Genomic DNA, 14,039 nt, shown 5'->3' with positions numbered 1-14,039 from the left:
AACGATACCAACTCGATAAGAGGGTTGTTGGCGCGCGAGCGTGGACTGGCCCGGGCCTTGCAAAGTTCCCCGTGTGGAAACGCGCAGGGAGGAAAGAGATGACGCGCATCGACACCTTTGAAATAAGAGACACCGTGGTACGTGTGTCTGGAGCAGGAACACCACTGGTCTTTGTCCATGGATTCACGACCACAGCCGAATTCTGGCGAGAACAAATCGAGGCGTTCTCGTCGCGATACAGGGTCATCAGGATCAATTTGCCCGGACATGGTGCATCCCCGCGCCGCAAGCGACGCGACTACACGGTACCGGCCTTTGCGGAGGATGTCCTGGAAGTGTATCGCGCCCTGGAAATCGGCGAGGCTATTCTCGTTGGCCTTTCGATGGGAGGGACCGTGGCTCAGAGTTTTACGCTTTCCCACCCCGAACGCGTGCGAGCGCTTGTGCTTGTCGGGGCTACATCACATGGGCTAGGCGAGCACGTAAATGCCGACAGTGTGCTGACGGCAATCGATGAGCTGGGAGTCGTTACGGCGAGCCAGAATGTCATCCAAAAATCTTTCGGCCGGGCCGCAAGCGCTGAGCTCGTGGCATTTGCCAAGGAAGAGGTCGCGCAAACTCCGGACTTCGTGGCGCGCCAGGCGATCGCCTCACTCAATGCATCGGACAGTCGCCTCAGGCTCGGAGAGATCCGCGTCCCGACCCTGGTCGTCGTCGGGAATGAGGACGTCATCACGCCTCCGAGTGAATCGGTTATTTTGGCGGAAGGAATTCCCGATAGCCAGCTTGAGATCGTCGCCGAGGCGGGCCACTTCCCGATGCTTGAGCAGCCCGATGTTTTCAACCGCGTGCTCGACGAATTCCTCGTCGAGAACATCAGCCGATCCCGTCTGATGGGAGGCGCTGGCCTCTCTCAGCAAACTGTTTGATTGGGAGGTTCAAATGTCCTTTCAAAGTATCACTGCCGCTTCGCAATCGCACGATCTCGACCGCGACACCAAGCGGATCGTCTTTGCCGCCGCCTTGGGAACCGTGTTCGAATGGTATGATTTCTTCATCTACGGCTCCCTTGCCGTATTGTTCAGCACCCTGTTTTTCCCCAAAGGCAATGAAACGGCTGCATTGCTCGCTGCACTGGCGACCTTCGGGGCGGGCTTCGTCCTTCGTCCCTTCGGAGCCGTTGTGTTTGGCCGGCTGGGTGATCTTGTCGGTCGCAAGAAAACGTTTCTCGTGACCATGCTGGTCATGGGCTTTGCTACGGTAGCGGTCGGTTTTTTGCCGACATTCGAGTCCATCGGGTGGGCCGCTCCGATACTCCTGGTCTGTCTGCGGCTGTTGCAGGGGCTGGCCGTCGGCGGCGAGTTCGGCGGTGCCGTCACCTACGTCGCCGAGCACGCCGATGTGGAAAGGCGAGGCTTCACGACGAGCTGGATCCAGATCACCGCGACATTCGGCCTGTTCCTGTCGCTGATAGTGATCGTCTTGTGTCGTGCTTCCATGTCAGCGGAAGACTTCGCAAACTGGGGCTGGCGCATACCGTTCATCGGCTCGATCGTCCTTCTGTTGCTGTCGCTCTACATTCGTCTCAAACTGCAGGAATCACCTATCTTCCAGGAGATGAAGGCACAGGGCAAAGGTTCGAAGAATCCGATCGCCGATACATTTGCCGACGGCCGAAACCTGCGCCATGTGCTCGTTGCGATCTTCGGCGCCGTCGCTGGTCAGGCGGTAATTTGGTATACGGGGCATTTCTACAGTCTTTATTTCATGACCACGACGTTGAGGATGAGCCAGGACCAGGCAAGCTTCTACCTTCTAACGGCACTCGCTTTGGGAACGCCGTTCTTCCTCTTCTTCGGTTGGCTGTCCGACAAGGTCGGACGCAAGTGGATCGTGGTGACGGGTTGCGCGCTGTCAGCCCTGCTGATCATACCGCTCTTCCAGGGCCTTGCGAGCTACGGGAACCCTGCGCTCGCACAGTTCCGCTCGAAGACGTCAGTGGTGCTAACTGGCAATGACTGCCGCCAGGATCAGTCGTTCGTCGGGCAGCTTTTCCGACCGAAGGCAGCGACACACTGCCAGACGGTGAAGGCGCTGCTAACGGCGCACGCCGTCCCCTACACCATCAACACCGACGCTGAACCCCTTCGCATCCAGATCAACGATGACGCACCCAAAACCTTCGATGATGCCGCACTCCTTGCGGCATTGACCGAAAAGGGCATGCCGCCGGCAAATACACCCGCCCAGCCCAACGGCCCCATGGTGGTCGCTGTTCTGTTCGCTTTGATCTTTCTTGCGACGATGGTCTACGGACCGCTCGGGGCATTGTTGGTCGAGTTGTTTCCTGTCCGGATCCGCTACAGCGGGGTGTCGGTCGCCCTGCAACTTGGCAACGGTTGGATTGGTGGATTCGCGCCCTTTGTGGCAACAGCTGTCGTCATCGCGACCGGCGATATTTTCGGTGGCCTATGGTACACCGTCGCGTTTGCCGGTTTGACCGCGGTTATCGGGGCGTTTCTGCTCCCAGAGACCCGTGGCCGCGACTTGAGTAACTAGGGCGGCGGAATAGAAGGCCGCGGCGCTGTCCCAACGGCGCCGCGTGCGTCGCGCGCGGATCAACCTTGCCCCCTAGAACCAAGTGATGAGCGACATCATGTCAGGACCAGCGACACCAAATTCCGAAAAGCTCTATGCGCGTGCCCGCGAGGTCATGCCTGGCGGGAACACGCGCACCACCGTCTATCGCAAACCGCATCAAATCTATGCAAGGCGCGGCGATGGCTGCCGGATCACCGACATCGACCGCCATGTCCGGATCGATGCCTTGGGAAACTCCACCTCTCTGATCCATGGCTATGGCAATCGCCAAATCCTCGAGGCGGCTACACGGCAGCTTGAAGCCGGAACGTGTTTCGGCATGCCTACCGAGAGCGAAATCCGGCTGTCTGAAATTCTGTGCGATCGTCTGCCGTCCGTCGAGCAGCTTCGCTACACAAATTCCGGCACCGAAGCGGTGATGAACGCTATCAAGGCGGCGCGCGCCCATACCGGCCGACCGAAAATAGCAAAATGCGAGGGCGCCTATCACGGAACGTACGACCCGGCCGAGACAAGTCTGGACGCCAGTCCAGTTACCTGGGGGGATATCGATAGGCCGGGATCCGTGCCGGCAGCCGAGGGGACACCCCAAGGGGTGCTCGACGATGTCGTCGTCATTCCCTTCAACAACACCCCGGTCGCCGAGGCAATCCTGCGTGCCAGCGGCAACAGCCTCGCCGCCGTGCTTGTCGATGTGATGCCAAACCGCGCTGGCCTCGTGCCGGCAAAGTCCGACTATCTGGCGATGCTGCGGCGGGTCACGCGCGAACTCGGGGCCTTGTTGATTCTCGATGAGGTCATCACGTTTCGCCTTGGCTACAATGGCGCTCAGGGCCGTTTCGACATCGACCCGGACCTTACCACGCTCGGCAAGATCATCGGCGGCGGCTTTGCAATCGGCGCCATCGGCGGGCTGGCGGAAGTGATGTCGGTGTTCGATCCGAGCAAGGGCAAACCCGCTGTTCCTCATGGCGGGACGTTCAGTGCCAATCCCATGTCGATGTCGGCCGGTATAGCCGCTCTGGAGGAATTGACACCCGCCGCATTCGAGAAGCTCGAGGCGCTCGGTGATCGCTTCGACCAGGGTATTCGTGCGTGTTTTGCTCGACACGGGATCAAGGGGCAAGTTACCGGGCTGGGCTCGCTACGCCGTTTCCACCTGACGGACGCACCGTTGAGCGACTACCGTTCCACATTCGCAGCGGCGGATGGCGCCGCGCGGGTTTCGGCGCTCGCTAAGGTATTGTTCGACGAAGGCGTGATCATTTCAGGCAACGGGTTGATGGCGTTCTCCACCGCCATGGAGGGCGCGGATATCGACGAGATAGTACGGGCCTTCGACCGAGCATTGCCGGCTTTCGCCTGATGACCTACGCAATATGATTGGGAAGCTGTCGGCAGAGCGAACGGCACTGTTTGTTGGTGCAGACCGCTTATCCCGTTCGCCTCAGGTGGCCACAATATATGGTGCTGCGTCTGTCGCCCTTCTCCCAGCCGAATAGCCAGACTGGGCCAAGGTGGCACGATTCGGGTGTTGCCAGCATCCCGCCGATTCGCGATTGATGCAGTCCTATGTGCTCAGTGGCGATGTCCGGATCGGTATGGAGGACACGACCCAGATGTCGCTGACTGAGCTCGTGAAGAGCAATGCCGAACTCGTCGAGAAAGCGAAATGGCACTTGGAACGGCTTGGTGCGCCGGTCGCCGGCCCAGCTTCAGGGCAATCTCGGCTGTCGCAAAAGGCCTGGCTTCTTGTATTAGGGGGTCAAATCCTCACTTCGCTTGACACGAAGCGGACATTTGGGTCCGTGGAAACCGCTAGACGGCCGCCAGAGTAGAATTTCCAAACAGTCTCTCGGGTGAGGAAGCCATGCGAGATGCCTCATCTAACATCATTTCCCGCATCCAAATGCTTGCGGGATCGCTGCTGTGAAGCGCAGGCCATTGGATGGCCTCCTTCAATGAGGGAAGTGGCAGCGGAAGCTCCATTATCTGCAGGGGTATTGTTTTTGCGAAATGCTGAGCCAGTCGCAAGGGTATCGTCGCTATACGGTTGGTGCCTGATAGAACGGGCGGGATCATGCTAAAGCCCTGTACGACGATCTCTATTCGTCTCTTGATACCGTGCTCGAGCAAGTACCACTCCTCGATGGACGGCCTCAGGGTGTTCCCGAATTTGACCGCGACGTGCCCCATCGACATGTATCGGTCGAATGTAAATGGCTCGGATAGCGGCTTATTCGTGCCGCAGGCTACGCATACGAATATATCCTCGAACAGTGCTTCACGAGGCTGCTTCGACATGAAGAGTTCCGGCATGATCAAAAAATCGACGTCGCCGCGCCGGAGAAGCTGATCGTAGTCGTCGGCAAGAGGCAGACAATCGAAGGTGACCTCGGGAGCTTCCAGCGCAGTACGCTCTACGATCGTCTTAAAAAACACCAGTGTGATGAAATCCGAAAGGATGATCCTGAAGCGGCGACCCGATTTGGCTGGGATAAACAGATCCTTGGAAATAACGGAGAGCTGGATGTGCAGCAGGGCCTCGCGCACCGTGATGGCAAGCGCTTCCGCACGCGGTGTTGGGATAAGTTCACGACCATGCATCGTAAACAGGTCATCGTTGAAATAGGCCCGTAACCGGGCGACGGCAGCGCTCATCGCTGGCTGACTGAGGTTGATGTTGCGCGCCGCCGCCGTGAGGTTGCGCTCGGTCATCAGAGCATCGAGTGCCACCAGGAGATTTAGATCAAGGCCTTTGAACCGCATGTCTTATCCATAGGGTGGATGCGTGGCATCCAAACAATCGATTTTAGGAATTAGTGAGCATGCGTCATTAGAAGCATCGACCCCCCGAAATCAAGTGCCACAGCGGTGCATTCTTGGCGGCGCAGGAAGGACGGGCATTGGTTAGAGCACCCACCACATCTGGAACGCAGTCCCATGCCGCGAGAGTTTCGATCTGATATCCAGGCCTTGCGGGGTCTGGCTGTTTTGCTGGTTGTCCTCTACCATGCTCGCCTTGGGCCGTTCGCCGCGGGTTACCTGGGCGTTGATATTTTTTTCGTGATTTCGGGCTTCCTGATCACCGGCCTCATCAGGACGCAGCTTGAGCAATCACGATTCAGTTTTTGGGAATTCTACTATCGACGTGCGAAGCGTCTGTTGCCCGCTGCCTATGTCGTCATTGCGCTCACGACGATCGCTGCGCCTTTCTTGCTGTCCGAAGTGAGCCTGAGGGAGTTCCAAAATCAAGTCCTCGGGGCGCTCACATTCTCCGGCAATATCGTTCTCTGGTTCCAATGCGACTATTTCGGCGGAGCCGCCGATACGATGCCACTCCTGCATGTTTGGTCGCTTGGTGTTGAAGAGCAGTATTATCTGCTGCTGCCTGCCTTCTTGGCCTTGGCTCCCCGAAGATGGTGGCTGATAGGAGTCAGTTCACTCCTCGTTGCCAGCCTAGCTCTATGTCTATACGTGGCCTCTTATGACCCATCCACTGCATTCTATCTTCTACCCACCCGATTTTGGGAAATGGCCCTCGGTTCATTCGGAGCCTTGCTTCCCGCCAGCCCTTGGGTGACTGCCAAGCTTTCGAAGCTGCGCCTCCCCGCGCTCGTACTTCTTCTCTTTCTTCCCATTGCCCCTGTTGGTTCCCAGCACCCGGGCGTGGACGCCGCTTTGGTTTGCCTGGCAACCCTGATCCTCCTGCTCGCGCCCAGCAGGGATAACGCGGCGATTCGAGGCATGGCAAGGATAGGGGATGTATCGTACTCGCTTTATCTGGTCCACTGGCCTGTGCTTGTCTATGTGCGGGCTGTTTGGCTGTCAGATGCTCCTGCCCTTGCGATCTACGCGGCAGTTGCTTTCTCATTTGTTGCGGGCTGGGCTCTCTACCGCTTCGTGGAGGAGCCGTTCCGGCGGGGGTTCGTCACGTCTCGTCGACGGCTGGCCCGAGGACTTGTTGCCGCATCCGTTGTTCTTGGCTTGTCACCTTCAGTCGCCATCGCCGCAATCCAGAACAATGTTGACTTTGCCAAGATCCGGCAGATCAATAGCGGTTTGGGACCAGCATGTGTTTTCAAGCCAGGATCGCCTCCTCGGGAAATCCCCAAGAACTGCCAGACGATAGACAGGCCCCAATTGCTGGTTTGGGGCGATTCATTTGCCATGGCACTCGTTCCCGGCTTGGCCAAGACAGTCGGCGAAGGCGGACTGGCGCAGCTCACGATGAGTGCATGCTTCCCCGCCATTGGCATTGCTGCCTTCTCGAAGACGTCAACAGAGTCTCCTTATTATCCCCGTGCCTTCGGCGAGGACTGCATGCGCTTCAATGACAGTGTTCTGGATGTCTTGAAACGTCGGCCCGAGATCACGACCGTTGCCATTTCAAGCCCATTTGCCACGCCTGTGTCGACGGACTTCATGCTTCTTAAGAAGAGCAATGGTACTTTCACGGAGGTTGACGCTTCTCTAGATGTAGCAGTCGATGGTATCAAGGCTCTCGTCGAAGCCGTTCGAGCGCAGGGCAAGCGAGTGGTTGTTGTTGCCCCTCCGCCAGTCGCAAGCTTCGATATCGGCGATTGCCTTGAGCGAAAGTCGCTGGGAAGTTTTATGATCGGTCCCTACAGTGACTGTAAAATATATGTAAGTGATTACCTCCAGATAAGATCCAGAACTCTTGAGCTATTGAAACAAGTTTCCTTGAAGGCTGACGTAGTGGTTATTTCCTACCGCGACTTCCTCTGCGATGAGACCACATGCAAGACCGAGATAGATGGCAAATTCCTTTATCGAGACAGCGGGCATCTTTCCTATGAAGGATCAGAAATCATTGCTCGCCAGACAAGACTTGCTGAGAAGCTGATCAGGGCTGCTCGTTAGAGCCTGACCCGAAACTCGGGCTTGGACGTGGAAGCGGATGAGTGGCTCTGTCCGTTGCGATTCGCTTGAGTTGTCTAGACTTGAGCGGGATCGCGACATGGGTTTGACGGAGGCCACACGCAGGCAATATTGCTGCGCGGGCCAGCGGGAGTAAACGCATTGACCGACAGGGAATGGCGTTGATCGAGCCGTTCATGCCTGGAGCGAAGGCGACCGGACGACCACGGACGACCGAGATGCGGACAATCGTGGACGCGCTCCTCTATATCGATCGCCTGGACGGGCTGCCAGTGACGGGCATTACCGGACCGCTTCCCGCCGGTTCCGACGGTCCAACGCTATTCTGTGCCTGGCGAGACAATGGGCTGTAGAGGACCAGCAACTCGTCAAGCGTCTCTGCCGGCGTTTTCCAACCCAGGGTCTTTCTCGGCCGGGCATTGAGGGCCGCCACGGCGGCGATCCTCGTCGGCGCGGTGGATGCTCAGGTCGGGCCCTTTCGGGAAGTGCTGACGCAGCAGTCCATTGGTGTTCTCGTTGGTTCCGCGCTGCCATGGCCTTGCGGATCGCAGAAGTAGAACTAGACACCCGCATCGATCGTCAGACGATCGTGCTGGGTCATGCCCCGCAAGCCGGGGAAGATGCAGTAGCATCGTGAAGCGCGTCGCTTGCCTAGCGTGCCCGTCGCGAGCTGCCAAGACCGAGGATGAGGTCTCCCTCCCAATGTCCCGGCACCGCTCGATCGGCCGCTTCGGCGGGGACGCTGACTTATCATGATTTCCGGCGAGATAAAGCCCTTGTGCCTCGCCTACGTACGCGCGCCCTGGGGACCCGTAATACACGTCCTGTTCGCAAGCAGGCCGTCAGCTAGCGGCGCAGCACTCCGCAGCCCCTGAACGAAGAAGGCCTGATGGATGGCTTCGTGGCTGATGCGCATCGTCTTGTCGTCCGGGAAGTCGATCAGCAGGCGTCGGCAATCTGCTCCGGGCGCCAGGCCTTGGCCCATCGCCGATCCTTTCGCGGGCCACGCCGGCGGCCCTTCCATCGTCGCGGCTGAGTTTGCGGTGCATGAGCAGGCGGTCGGGAAGTGGAGGTGCCGTCCTTAAGGATCGCTTGGACTTGCGCTGGGAGGGCGTCGCGATCGCAAGGGATAATCAGCACCTTATGGATCGGATGACGGCTTGGATGGACGGGGGAGAAGTTCGCGGCATCCATCCTGAACAGCTGGGTAAAGGCCTCCAGCCGCATGACCGAACCCATCCAAAGCGTGGATGCGGTCTATCCAAACAATCGATTTTACAAATCCATGAGCGTAATACATTAGAAGATCGTCAACTGAGCGAAACCAAGTACTCCAGCGGTACATTTCCTGGGCGGCACAACAAAGACGGACATCGATTAGAGCATCACCACATCTGGAACGCAATGCCCTGAAGGGTTCCATCCGCCCAATTGCCCGACATCACGATCGCTGACGACGGCCTCTGCTGCGTCGAACGTGTGATCAGGCGTCTTAAACAAACAGCAAAAATAGGGAAGTCTTTACATGCGCTCGCAGGTGCGGTGGAAGCTGTGCTGGGAAAATGAGTTGCAACTGGGCGACCATGTCGAACTGACGGAGTTTTTTCGAAAGACCTACGGGCCGACTGGAGTCTTTAATGCACAACCCTTCGAAGGTAGTCGAAGCTGGGCTGGCGCCAGGCCCGAACTCCGCGCAATCGCCTATGACTCGAACGGTGTGGCGGCTCACATGGGCTGCCTGCGGCGTTTCATCAAGGTTGACGGGGTCGATCTTCTGGTTGCCGAGCTAGGCCTGTACGGGGTCCGTCCGGACCTTGAGGGCCTTGGGATCGCCCATTCGATCCGCTTCATGATTCCAACGCTGCAGGAGCTAGGCGTTCCATTCGCTTTTGGCACCGTTCGGCACGCGCTGCAAAAACACATTGAAAGGTTCGGCCGACACAGCCAACTGACCGTTTTGTCGGGGATTCGCGTGCGCTCCACCCTACCAGACGCGCGTCTCGACAAGCCGCCCACTCGCATCGAGGACGCACTTGTGATCGTTTTAACCCTTGCACGGTCGATGAGCGATTGGCCCACCGGTAATTTCATCGATCGGAATGGGCCAGAGCTATGAACCACTTCGATTGCTTGTCCGAAGTGCGCAGTGAGGATGCTGACGGCACAGGCCAGCCGAGCGTTTATTTGACGTTTGACGACGGTCCTTATCCATTTGCCACGCCGGAGATCCTCGATGTCCTGGCAGAACACCGCGTGCCGGCGACTTTCTTCGTCATCGGCGCGTACGCGGCAGACCAGCCCGAACTAATTCAACGAATGGTAGCAGAAGGGCACCAGGTCGCTAACCACACAATGACACATCCGGATCTGTCCAGATGCGGACCCGGCGAAGTTCAGCGTGAAATGTTTGAGGCGAACCGGGCCATCATGACGGCCTGCCCCCAGGCCTCTGTGCGGCACATGCGCGCGCCGTTTGGAAACTGGACCGAAGAAGTACTCACTGCTTCGGTGAGCGCTGGACTGGCCGCCGTCCACTGGTCGATAGACCCGCGAGACTGGTCGCAACCTGGGGTCGACGCCATTGTCGATGCAGTGCTCGATTCTGTCCAGCCGGGCGCAATTGTACTCTTGCACGACGGATGTCCTCCCGACGAGTTGCCAGCGAGCGCAGACGTCAGTCTCCGGCGTCAGACGATCATGGCAGTATCCCAAATAATTCCTGCTTTGCATAGTCGCGGGTTCGTACTCCGCTTGCTCCCTTAATATCACTGAGAGAAATTTGCTATGAAGCTGAAGGCAATACCCTATGTACCTTCTTGATACAGTCAGCACCGTCGCCATTTCGACATATGCGATACTTTCGACTGCTTATAGAAGCATGCAGATCGCTTACGCTCGGCCGAATAACACTTCATCGGCATTGGAGGGTCTGGCCGACTCTGGCCAAATGCCGAGCGTGGATGTCATTGTCCCCTGCTTTAACGAGGACCCGCGCACGCTTTCGGAATGCCTGGCTTCCATTGCAAACCAAGAATATGCCGGAAAACTCCGGGTCTATGTGGTTGATGACGGTTCTGGAAATCGCGTTGCAGTAGGACCTGTTCACGAAGCCTACGCCCGCAACCCTATGTTCAATATCATTCTGCTTCCCGAGAATGTCGGGAAGCGCAAGGCGCAGATCGCGGCGATACGCCGCTCATTTGGAGATTTGGTGCTTAACGTTGACTCTGACACGATACTCGCGTCCGACGTCATCGCAAAGCTTGCGTTGAAGATGCGCAATCCAACGATCGGCGCGGCCATGGGCCAGTTGACGGCTAGCAACCGGAGCGACACCTGGCTGACTCGGATGATCGATATGGAGTACTGGCTGGCTTGCAACGAGGAGCGTGCGGCACAGGCTCGCTTCGGTGCCGTGATGTGCTGCTGCGGCCCATGTGCCATGTATCGCCGATCCGCGCTTCTTTTGCTGCTGGATAAGTACGAATCGCAATTCTTTCGGGGAAAGCCAAGCGACTTCGGCGAGGATCGCCATCTCACGATCCTCATGCTCAAAGCAGGCCTTCAAACCGAGTACGTCCCGGACGCCATCGCGTCGACAGTTGTTCCTGACAGGCTAGGGCCATATTTGCGCCAACAACTGCGCTGGGCACGTAGCACTTTTCGGGACACGTTGCTTGCGTTGCGCCTGCTGCCCGGCCTCGATCGCTTTCTCACATTGGACGTGATCGGACAGAATCTCGGTCCGCTACTCCTCGCGCTATCGGTGCTAACCGGGCTCGCGCAGTTCGCACTGACAGCCACAGTGCCTTGGTGGACAGTCCTGATGATTGCATCCATGACCATCATTCGCTGCAGCGTTGTAGCGATTCGTACTCGTCAGCTTCGATTTCTTGGCTTTTCTCTGCATACATTCATCAACATCTTGCTCTTACTTCCCTTGAAAGCCTATGCGTTGTGCACATTGAGCAATAGTGATTGGCTTTCGCGCAGTTCTGCTACCGCCGTACCAGATATGGGCGAAAAACAGGTCCACATCCGAAACCCGATCACTGGATCAAACACTACAGAATTTACGGGAAATGCGGCGTCGCTTCGCAGGTTAGCGCGGGATTCAGCGATGTTGGTGACATCTGACAGCGTTTGCTGTGACGAATGATGGTTATCGAGGTGGATGAATTGAAGCAGGACAAGAACTATCAATTGTTGAAGCAGGATCTGGCCGCGGACGACCCGTGGCGGCTCGACGGCAATCCGTTCGAGCAAGAGCGTTACATGCAAATGCTTCAGCTATCGTTCTCCCAAGGTCCTGTCATGAATGCGCTCGAAGTCGGGTGCGCGGCAGGCGCATTCACGGAAAAACTCGCGCCCTACTGCCAACGGCTCACCGTGGTCGATGTCGTGCCGCGAGCGATTGATCTAGCGCGCCAACGGGTGAACAAGCTACCGCACATCAGCTGGATAGTATCCGACGTTCAACAGTTTTCGACTGACGAGCTGTTCGATCTGATCGTCGTGGCGGAAGTTCTCTACTACGTCGAGGGCATAGCCGAGATGCGCGCGGCCATCGGCAATCTGGTGCGGCTGCTTGCGCCAGGCGGGCATCTGGTTTTCGGATCGGCGCGCGATGCCCTTTGCCGGCGCTGGGGTCACGCTGCCGGGGCCGAGACGGTCTTGGCCATTCTGAATGAATCGTTGGTCGAGGTCGAGCGTCTGCAGTGCCGCGGTGAGTCCGACAACGAAGACTGCTTGCTCGCCCGCTTTAGGAACCCGGTTCGGCTTCCAAATTAAGCGAATTGCCGACCTTAGATATGGAGATACTATGCGCATCTGCGGCATCAATCTGACGCATGACGGGGCGGTTGCCCTCATAGAAGACGGACGGCTCGTCTTTTGCGTTGAGCAGGAGAAGCGAGACAACAACCGACGATACAAAGCCATCGACAATCTCGACACTGTTGTAACCGCATTGGCTGAGCACGGTATGGATGCGCGGGACGTTGAACAGTTTGTTATCGACGGCTGGGACGGGGAGGTGGAGTCGCAGTTTCAGGTCCTCAGTGGGGAAACTCCTGTCATCCTTAAAGGGGCGCCTTATATCGAACGCGATGCCGAGGGCCTTCTAACTTCGCTCAACAGCTCCGGCCTGATGCTCGACGGCCGGGTTTTCCCGTATAAAAGCTACCCGCACGTGACGGGCCATGTGGCCTCCGCTTACTGCACCAGCCCCTTTGCCAGGGCCGGACAACCCGCGTTCTGCTTGGTGTGGGACGGCTGCATCTTTCCGCGTCTCTACCATGTGGAACAGCGAGGTGCCCGCTTCCTGGAATGTCTGTTCCCGGTGATAGGTCATGTCTACGCTGCCGCGGGCCATCATTTCGGACCTTATAAGCAAGCGGGCCGCGCCGGCTGGGATCTAGGTGTTGCCGGCAAGCTGATGGCCTACATCGCGCTCGGGTCGGTGCATGAAGACATCGTGGCGGTGTTTCAGGAGCTATACGAGGAGCGCTTTGCGGGCGACGCGGAGCTCGCCCATCATTACCGCGCGAACATCGTCAGTGCAGAGTCCACGCTTGCGGCTGTACATGAGTTCTTCGACGCCGCCGCGCTCCGATTGGAAGCTGAGGCACCCGAAGATGTACTTGCGTCTTTTCATATGTTCCTCGAGCGTCTCCTCGTCAAGGAAATGACAATTGCCTTGCAGCGCCATTCGTTTGCGGGACCGCAATATTTGTGTATAGCCGGCGGCTGCGGGCTCAATATCAAATGGAACAGTGCACTACGCGAGACCGGCCTTTTCGACGATGTCTGGGTACCGCCCTTTCCCAATGACAGCGGCTCGGCAATCGGAGCCGCTTGCTCTGCAATGGTGGCGCAGCAAGGATTCGTCCCGCTGGAATGGTCAGTCTACAGCGGTCCGGTCCTACAAAGTGGCGATGTGCCGCCAGGATGGGAGGCCACGCCGTGCAGCATGCCGGAACTTGCGACCATTCTCGCCAGAAACGAACCCGTGGTTTTCCTTTCCGGGCGTGCCGAACTTGGACCTCGAGCGTTGGGAGGCAGAAGCATTCTCGCGGCCGCTACTTCGCCGAGGACGAAGGATTATCTCAACGACGTTAAACTTCGCGAGCACTTTCGGCCAGTTGCGCCGATATGCCTTGAGGACCGTGCGCCGGATATTTTCAGCCCTGGAACGCCGGACCCTTACATGTTGTTCGATCACCAGACGCGGGCGGAGTGGCGGGACAAAATCCCCGCAGTTGTACATCTCGACGGATCTGCGCGACTGCAAACCATCTCGAGAAGATCGCAACACGAAGTCGCCGAGCTACTTGTCGCATATGAAAAACTCACCGGCATTCCGCTGCTTTGCAACACGAGTGCCAATCACCACGGACGTGGCTTCTTCCCGGACGCTGCTGCAGCCTGCGAGTGGGGACGCATCGAACGCGTATGGTGCGACGGCCTGCTGTTGACGAAAACGCAGGCAACGGAGCAATCGCCAGTTGAGACGACCTGCACGGTAACATGAACGT

Annotated in this window: 11 protein-coding genes and 1 pseudogene; 10 read left to right on the top strand and 2 right to left on the bottom strand. The window is 57.8% G+C overall.

Features of this window, described 5'->3' with window-relative positions:
* The first annotated feature begins 98 nt into the window (after positions 1–98).
* From ABID19_RS29495 to ABID19_RS29480, 4 genes are all read left to right on the top strand, one after another.
* Positions 99–929, top strand: coding sequence for an alpha/beta fold hydrolase (locus ABID19_RS29495; RefSeq protein ID WP_006201702.1), 831 nt, complete (start codon positions 99–101; stop codon positions 927–929).
* A gap of 13 nt (positions 930–942) precedes the next feature.
* Positions 943–2,559, top strand: a complete 1,617-nt coding sequence (locus ABID19_RS29490; protein WP_263806569.1) for an MFS transporter — start codon at positions 943–945, stop codon at positions 2,557–2,559.
* Between the two features lie 85 nt (positions 2,560–2,644).
* Complete coding sequence (locus tag ABID19_RS29485; RefSeq protein ID WP_263806568.1) at positions 2,645–3,967, top strand: aspartate aminotransferase family protein; 1,323 nt, start codon at positions 2,645–2,647, stop codon at positions 3,965–3,967.
* A 196-nt stretch (positions 3,968–4,163) separates the two neighbouring features.
* Positions 4,164–4,439: a 3-keto-5-aminohexanoate cleavage protein gene (locus ABID19_RS29480; protein WP_263806567.1), complete on the top strand. Its 276-nt coding sequence runs from the start codon at positions 4,164–4,166 to the stop codon at positions 4,437–4,439.
* On the opposite strand, the gene ABID19_RS29475 is transcribed toward ABID19_RS29480, so the two are convergent.
* Positions 4,420–5,370 (bottom strand): LysR family transcriptional regulator, encoded by a 951-nt coding sequence (locus tag ABID19_RS29475; RefSeq protein WP_263806566.1) that lies wholly within the window; start codon positions 5,368–5,370, stop codon positions 4,420–4,422. The genes ABID19_RS29480 and ABID19_RS29475 overlap by 20 nt on opposite strands.
* 174 nt (positions 5,371–5,544) lie before the next feature.
* Between ABID19_RS29475 and ABID19_RS29470 the strand changes: the two genes are divergently transcribed.
* Positions 5,545–7,485: an acyltransferase family protein gene (locus ABID19_RS29470; protein ID WP_263806565.1), complete on the top strand. Its 1,941-nt coding sequence runs from the start codon at positions 5,545–5,547 to the stop codon at positions 7,483–7,485.
* A gap of 262 nt (positions 7,486–7,747) precedes the next feature.
* Here ABID19_RS29470 and ABID19_RS29460 read toward each other — a convergent pair.
* Positions 7,748–8,526, bottom strand: a pseudogene (locus ABID19_RS29460) (transposase); the annotation flags it as partial.
* Positions 8,527–9,028: 502 nt separating this feature from the next.
* On the opposite strand from ABID19_RS29460, the gene ABID19_RS29455 reads away from it, so the two are divergent.
* From ABID19_RS29455 to nodU, 5 genes are read left to right on the top strand one after another with little or no spacing between them, the layout of a single operon-like run.
* Positions 9,029–9,619 carry a NodA family N-acyltransferase gene (locus tag ABID19_RS29455; RefSeq protein ID WP_263806564.1) on the top strand — a complete coding sequence of 197 codons (591 nt, stop codon included), beginning with the start codon at positions 9,029–9,031 and terminating at the stop codon, positions 9,617–9,619.
* Complete coding sequence (nodB, locus tag ABID19_RS29450) at positions 9,616–10,266, top strand: chitooligosaccharide deacetylase NodB (protein WP_263806563.1); 651 nt, start codon at positions 9,616–9,618, stop codon at positions 10,264–10,266. Before ABID19_RS29455 ends, nodB begins: the two co-directional genes overlap by 4 nt.
* Positions 10,267–10,309: 43 nt before the next feature.
* Positions 10,310–11,662, top strand: a complete 1,353-nt coding sequence (gene nodC / locus ABID19_RS29445) for a chitooligosaccharide synthase NodC (protein WP_263790839.1) — start codon at positions 10,310–10,312, stop codon at positions 11,660–11,662.
* A gap of 11 nt (positions 11,663–11,673) precedes the next feature.
* Positions 11,674–12,294, top strand: coding sequence for a nodulation methyltransferase NodS (gene nodS, locus ABID19_RS29440; RefSeq protein ID WP_354494182.1), 621 nt, complete (start codon positions 11,674–11,676; stop codon positions 12,292–12,294).
* 31 nt (positions 12,295–12,325) lie between these two features.
* Entirely contained in the window at positions 12,326–14,035 is a 1,710-nt protein-coding gene (nodU, locus tag ABID19_RS29435) for a nodulation protein NodU (RefSeq protein WP_263790841.1), read from the top strand.
* Positions 14,036–14,039: the final 4 nt, after the last annotated feature.

Origin of the sequence: Mesorhizobium robiniae (genome assembly GCF_040545535.1) — a bacterium.
Classification (GTDB): domain Bacteria; phylum Pseudomonadota; class Alphaproteobacteria; order Rhizobiales; family Rhizobiaceae; genus Mesorhizobium; species Mesorhizobium robiniae.
This window is presented reverse-complemented; position numbering and strand designations above follow the sequence as displayed.